The sequence below is a fragment of the uncultured Corynebacterium sp. genome (assembly GCF_945649885.1).
Taxonomy (GTDB): domain Bacteria; phylum Actinomycetota; class Actinomycetes; order Mycobacteriales; family Mycobacteriaceae; genus Corynebacterium.
In genome coordinates this window covers 1-5956 of the sequence record NZ_CALZFS010000149.1, presented here as the reverse complement: position 1 = coordinate 5956, position 5956 = coordinate 1, and the positions used below count along the sequence as shown (strand labels likewise).

The 5956-nt window shown below is 55.5% G+C and carries 5 protein-coding genes and 1 pseudogene; 5 read left to right on the top strand and 1 reads right to left on the bottom strand.

All coding sequences use genetic code 11. The annotated features are described in order from the left end of the window. The 3 genes and pseudogenes from Q0M74_RS12620 to Q0M74_RS12610 form a co-directional block, all read left to right on the top strand. Nucleotides 1-417 (top strand): annotated as a pseudogene (locus Q0M74_RS12620) (glycosyltransferase family 2 protein); the annotation flags it as partial. Between the two features lie 201 nt (nucleotides 418-618). Then, the gene (locus Q0M74_RS12615) at nucleotides 619-2694 is read left to right on the top strand and encodes a bifunctional UDP-sugar hydrolase/5'-nucleotidase (RefSeq protein WP_293955006.1); all 2076 of its coding nucleotides are present in this window, start codon (nucleotides 619-621) and stop codon (nucleotides 2692-2694) included. A 168-nt stretch (nucleotides 2695-2862) separates the two neighbouring features. Then, entirely contained in the window at nucleotides 2863-3735 is an 873-nt protein-coding gene (locus tag Q0M74_RS12610) for an AraC family transcriptional regulator (RefSeq protein ID WP_293955004.1), read from the top strand. Between the two features lie 37 nt (nucleotides 3736-3772). On the opposite strand, the gene Q0M74_RS12605 is transcribed toward Q0M74_RS12610, so the two are convergent. Beyond that, nucleotides 3773-4816, bottom strand: a complete 1044-nt coding sequence (locus Q0M74_RS12605) for an NAD(P)-dependent alcohol dehydrogenase (protein ID WP_293955002.1) — start codon at nucleotides 4814-4816, stop codon at nucleotides 3773-3775. A gap of 232 nt (nucleotides 4817-5048) precedes the next feature. Between Q0M74_RS12605 and Q0M74_RS12600 the strand changes: the two genes are divergently transcribed. Both Q0M74_RS12600 and Q0M74_RS12595 read left to right on the top strand, forming a co-directional pair. After that, nucleotides 5049-5222 carry a hypothetical protein gene (locus Q0M74_RS12600; RefSeq protein ID WP_293955000.1) on the top strand — a complete coding sequence of 58 codons (174 nt, stop codon included), beginning with the start codon at nucleotides 5049-5051 and terminating at the stop codon, nucleotides 5220-5222. Between the two features lie 5 nt (nucleotides 5223-5227). Further along, nucleotides 5228-5827 carry a Fic family protein gene (locus tag Q0M74_RS12595; protein ID WP_293954998.1) on the top strand — a complete coding sequence of 200 codons (600 nt, stop codon included), beginning with the start codon at nucleotides 5228-5230 and terminating at the stop codon, nucleotides 5825-5827. Nucleotides 5828-5956 lie beyond the last annotated feature (129 nt).

Genomic DNA, 5956 nt, shown 5'->3' with positions numbered 1-5956 from the left:
CATTCCGGTTATGTCACCCACCACTATGACTACGCCAAGGGTGATTACAAGTGGATCTACATTGAGCGCAACCGCCATGTGTTGCTGCTCAGCGTGCTGCCGCTGCCCGCCCTGGTGGTGCTCGCCCCGCAGATCCTCGGTGCGAACCTCGGCCTGTGGGCGATTGCTGCCAAGGAGAACCGCCTCGGGCTGAAGGTGACATCCCTGCGGCTGCTCATCCGTGATCTGCCGAAGATCCTGGCGCTGCGGAAGAAAACCCAGCAGCTGGCACAGCTTGATGCCGCGCAGTACCTGCAGAAGATGGAATGGCGTTTTGATAACCCCAACCTCGGCGCGCTTGGCACTAATAAGGTTGTGAACAGGGTGTACCGAACTTATTACCAGGCCTGCCGGGCGGTCCTCCGCCTTTTTGCTTAACCGCGTTCCCCTCTTATCCCCTCCCGCGCCTATGCAGCCCCCTAACGGGGGCGGGGTGGGTGAACCCCCGGTGGGAACGGGATGAATTTTTAATTAATAATACTTTTATGGGACCTAAAGTCCCTGGTCATTAAGCTTCTCATGGGATTCAATGCATGTGTATATAGATCTGCATGCCTTCCCACAGGAGAAATTAAAGATATGAAGAGGCTTTCCCGCCTAGCCCTTGTGACCGTCACCGCCACCGGCCTCGGCCTGGGCGCCCTCACCGCCCCCGCCTACGCGCTTGAGGGCGACTCCGTTGAGTTGAACATCCTCGGCGTCACCGACTTCCACGGGCACCTTGCACAGTCTGAAGAAGACGGAGAAATGGGTGCCGCCGGTATCGCCTGCTATGTCGATGCTGAGCGTGCCCAGAACCCCAACACCAGTTTTGTCTCCGTGGGTGACAGCATCGGTGGTTCCCCATTTGCCTCCTCCATCCTCAAGGACACCCCGGCCCTGCAAGCCTTGAGCGCCATCGGTCTGGATGCCTCTGCACTGGGCAACCACGAGTTTGACCGTGGCTATGACGATCTGGTCAACCGTGTCTCCCTGGATGGCACCGGCGAGGCACAGTTCCCTTATCTGGGAGCCAACGTCGTCGGCGGAACCCCAGCACCAGCTGCTTCCGAAATCATTGAGCTGGACGGTGTCCGTGTCGCTTATGTCGGTGCAGTCACCGAAGAGACCGCCACCCTTGTTTCCCCAGCGGGCATTGACGGCATCACTTTCACCGGTGATATCGAATCCATCAACGCGGAAGCTGACCGTATCGTCGCTGACGATGAAGCCGACGTGGTCATCGCGTTGATCCACGCTGGAGCTGTGGCCAGCGACCCCTTCTCCCTCGCAGTGGATGTGGTGTTCTCCGGTCACACTCACTTCGAGATGATCGATGAGGGTGCACCACGTGACGGCAAGCAGCCCCTCGTGGTCATCCAGGGGCTTGAATACGGCAAGGTGATCTCTGATGTGGAGATCACCTATGATCGCGCGGCTGGTGCAATCACCAACATCAATGCCCGCAATGTTCCAGCAGCAGAGGTTATTGAAAACTGCGCAACCCCCAACCTGGTCGTGCAGGGCATCGTTGAGGCCGCGGAGACTGCTGCAGCCGAAGAAGGCCAAAAGGTCATCGCCACCATCGACAACTCCTTCTATCGTGGTGCTAATGATGAGGGCGCCTACGGCAGTAACCGCGGTGTGGAATCCTCCCTGAGCAATCTCATTGCCGAGGCTGGCCTCTGGGCGATCAATAACTCCACCAACCTCAACGCCGATATCGGTGTGATGAACGCCGGTGGCGTGCGTGCTGACCTGGCAGAAGGCGAAGTCACCTTCAAGGACGCCTTCGACACCCAAAACTTCGGCAACACCTATGGTGCGGTTGACATCACCGGCGCACAGTTCAAGGAAGCGCTCGAGCAGCAGTGGAAGACTTCCGGTGACCGTCCACGCCTGGCACTGGGGCTATCCAACAATGTTCAGTACTCCTACGATGACACCCGCGAACAGGGTGACCGCATCACCCACATCACCGTCAACGGTGCACCGATCAATATGGATGAAACCTACCGCATCACCGGTTCCAGCTTCCTGCTGGCTGGCGGAGACTCCTTCTACGCTTTTGCCGAGGGCAGCGGTTTCCAGGAGTCCGGAATTGTAGATATCGACCTGTTCAACCAATACCTGGTTGCCCACACCGATGTCTCCCCACGTGAGAACCACAGCTCTGTGGGAATCTCCCTCTCCGGACCTGGCGTTGCTGAGAACGGCTCCCTGATCGCTGGTCAGGAACTCACCGTCGATCTTTCCTCCCTGTCCTACACCGGTGGCGAAGCCAAACCTTCCACCGTCACAGTGAAGCTTGGTGCTGAGGAAGCCACCGCCCCTGTGGACACCACCATCATCCCGCAGCTGGACACCACCGGCACCGCTACTGTGACTTTCACTGTTCCTACCGGTGCGACGGAGATCTCTTTGGAAACCAACGCGGGTACCACCTTCGTCCTGCCGGTCACGGTGGAGCAAGAGCCTGTCGACGAAGCGCCAAGCACCGGCTCCTCCGTCAACGAACTGGTGGGTGTCGCCGGTATCGTCGCAGCGCTCGCAGGCGTTGTCGGATTCGTGTTCAATGCCGTGATGGGTGCAGCCCTCCCGGCATCACTGGCACAGATCCCGGCCCTGTCGCAGCTTAACGCCCAGATCCAGGCGCTCGCAGCGCAGTTCATGTAAGAATCTCCGCATCAAGCGCAAGGCCCCCATCGCACCTATAAACGGTGCGATGGGGGCCTTCTTTATGGAAACAACTTCTCCACCTGACTTTTCCCGGTCCGGGAAAGTCACGCGCCATCGCGGGCAGTACTTCTACGGTGGGTATGACGACATGAGAAGGAGACCGGCATGCTGGAAATGAACCGAGTGATAGACCGGATCGAGGAGCTGCTCACCAACGATATTGATATTGCGGTGCTGTCCCGTGAGGCACTGACCTCGGAATATCATCTGCGCAGAATGTTTGTCACGTTGTCGGGAATCTCCTTGGCGGAGTATGTGCGCCACCGTCGGTTGACGGTAGCCACCGCTGACCTCCTCGCGGGTCTGCCGGTACTCGAGGTTGCGTTCAAGTACAGGTACGCCTCTCCCGAGGCGTTCACCCGTGCTTTTCGACGCTTCCACGGCCTCAACCCCTCTGTCGCCCGCCAGAACGATGCGCGTCTTCGGTCCCAACCGAGACTCCGCTTCCAGATAATTGTTAAAGGAGTAACCAACATGGACTACCGAATCATCGAGAAATCGGGCTTTTACCTCACCGGCTTCCGGACCCAGGTACCACTGGTGCACACAGGACCAAATGAGGCGATCATCAACTTTGAAAAGTCCCTTGATCCTGCTGCTAAGGCGGCATTGATTAAGCTCAATGACACTGAACCTTCAGGTCAGCTCTCTATAAGCACCGAGATTGAAGATCCCACTACGGAAGGAACACTGTTGGATTATTGGCATGCCGCGGCCACCACGCAGGCCACCAATGATCCCCGCTTCGACCAACTGGTTGTGCCCGCAGGAACCTGGGTGGTCTTTGAAACTGAAGGCCCCTATCCGGAGGCCATGCAGCAGATGTGGGCGGATGCAGCTACCGAATGGTTCCCGGCTAATCCCTACCACTGGGCACCTGGCCCACAGATGCTCCACGTGGATTATGACCAAGACGTTGCGAGAGCACGTGCCGAATTGTGGTTACCCATCACTCCGGCTGGCGATCAGAACCACTAGAGAAGGCATGCGGTCGGACAGTGTTGTGGAGGGTTGTCTAGAACGTGGAGGTGTCAATCACAAAGCGAAACTGAACGTCACCCTCCACCACGCGGTCATAGGCCTCATCAACCTCGTGCACAGAGATCTTCTCGATCCGTGCACCCAAGCCGTGCTCAGCGCAGAAATCGAGCATTTCCTGGGTTTCAGGGATACCGCCGATATTGGACCCGGTGAGCACCTTGCTGCCCCCGATCAACGCTCCGAAGCTCACTGGTTGCTGCTCCGGTGGCAGGCCCACCACAGCCATCACGCCACGTGGTTTGAGCAGACTGAGATAGGCGTCCACGTTGATATCCGCGCTGATGGTGTTGAGGATGAAGTCAAAGTGCCCGCGGTACTCAGTGAAGAATCCAGGATCAGACGTGGCCAGAGTGCGGGTGGCACCCAGGGACTTGGCCACCTCAGCCTTCTTCAGCGAGCGGGATAGCACGGTAACCTCAGCGCCCTTGGCGGCGGCGATCTGCACACCCATGTGACCGAGTCCACCGAGTCCCATGACGGCGACCTTATCGCCTTCTTTTACATTCCACTGAAGGATGGGAGAGAAGGTGGTGATACCAGCACAGAGCAGGGGAGCAGCGACATCGAAGTCCAGCTCATCGGGGATCCGGCACACAAACCGCTCATTGACCACGATTTTCTCGGCATAGCCACCTTGGGTGATGGTGCCGTCTACATCCACCGAGTTGTAGGTGCCTACGTTGCCTTCGGTGCAGTGGTTCTCAAAACCCTGTTGGCACATCTCGCAGGTGCCACAGGAATCAACCAGACAGCCCACACCAACGCGGTCGCCCACCTTCCACTCATTCACGCCACTTCCCACTGCAGAGACCACACCGGCGATCTCATGGCCGACGGTCAGCGGGAAATGGGCTTCACCCCACTCATTGCGGATGGTGTGGATATCGCTGTGGCAGATGCCTGCGGCCTTGATGTCGATGACGATGTCATCGACGCGCGGATCCCGGCGTTTAATTGTGGTGATCTGGAAGGGCTCATTGGGTCCGGTTTTCTGCAAAGCTTTCACTGGAATTGTCATGCGGGCCAGGATATGTCAAGACGCTTTTCAGTGCACCGGGTGTATGGATGAAAATCTTGCTGTATGAATCCACAGAGAGATCAGGAAAGTATCTTTGAGCTTGACTTAAGAAGGTGGGACGTATTCGTGCATAGGGATTGTTCAGACGCTGAGCGGGAGAGTAAAGTATTTTTCTTAAGAGGGCTGCTTTCCACGTAGTGGATCTCGCCTTCGGAATTGAAGGGACAGTATTATGAATTCTCAAGCTCAACGTTCTGACTGGATCGACCAGGCGAACCATTCGCTGTATCTTGAAGGGCTTCTCACCAGCAACGAGTATAAAGGTGATGCTGATTCTTATGTTGCAGGAACAATCAGTGCTGATCAGCTCGTTGAAAAAACACGTGCTCGGTTCGGACTTGTTTAATATCATTGTCCGCTCCTGACCCTTACTTGATTCCCGGTACTTCTGTGCTTCTGAATCTTGCTAAAATCAATTCTGCAGAAGAGCTTGCATTGGCGGAGGCTGATCTAGCGAATGCTCGGATTGTTCAGTTAATGGATTCAGGAAGTAGTGCTCTGCCTGATAGTAGAGACTTCCAAGAAATAAGTGCCATCCATTTTCATCTGTTTCAGGACATTTACGGATGGGCTGGAAAATTACGCACAATCGATATGAATCGTGCTGGCGGTCATTTCTTCGCCCCGTGTGGTTATTTGCGGATAAATCTAGATCATCTAACAGTCGAATTGAAGGAGAAGAACTTTCTTCGTCTTGATGATCGCAATGAGTTTATTCAAGAATTGGCTTACTTCTATGACCTTCTTAATTGGATCCATCCTTTTAGAGAAGGAAATAGAAGGACACAAAGGCTGTTCTGGTCTAGAGTTTCAGCTGATGCAGGATGGATTCTTGATTGGCGGCCGATTCAACGCGGATTAAATGAAGCTAGTCAACGTGCTCGTGAAGATGAAGACTTTGAAATGCTTCATGTTTTATTAGAAAAGGCAGTTTCTCAGCGGAGGAATTAAACCTCAATGCTTGTCGCAAGATTTCCTAGGCTTTCGATGCGGCTACACCTGCAGCTTTAGATGAGAATAACAAGATCACGACCTCGGCCAGCATTCCACCCAGTGCAATGAACACACCGGCTTGACCAC

Coding starts and splice junctions, on each gene's coding strand:
- Q0M74_RS12615 (WP_293955006.1), top strand. CDS start 619: ATGAAGAGGCTTTCCCGCCTAGCCCTTGTGACCGTCACCGCCACCGGC.
- Q0M74_RS12610 (WP_293955004.1), top strand. CDS start 2,863: ATGCTGGAAATGAACCGAGTGATAGACCGGATCGAGGAGCTGCTCACC.
- Q0M74_RS12605 (WP_293955002.1), bottom strand. CDS start 4,816: ATGACAATTCCAGTGAAAGCTTTGCAGAAAACCGGACCCAATGAGCCC.
- Q0M74_RS12600 (WP_293955000.1), top strand. CDS start 5,049: ATGAATTCTCAAGCTCAACGTTCTGACTGGATCGACCAGGCGAACCAT.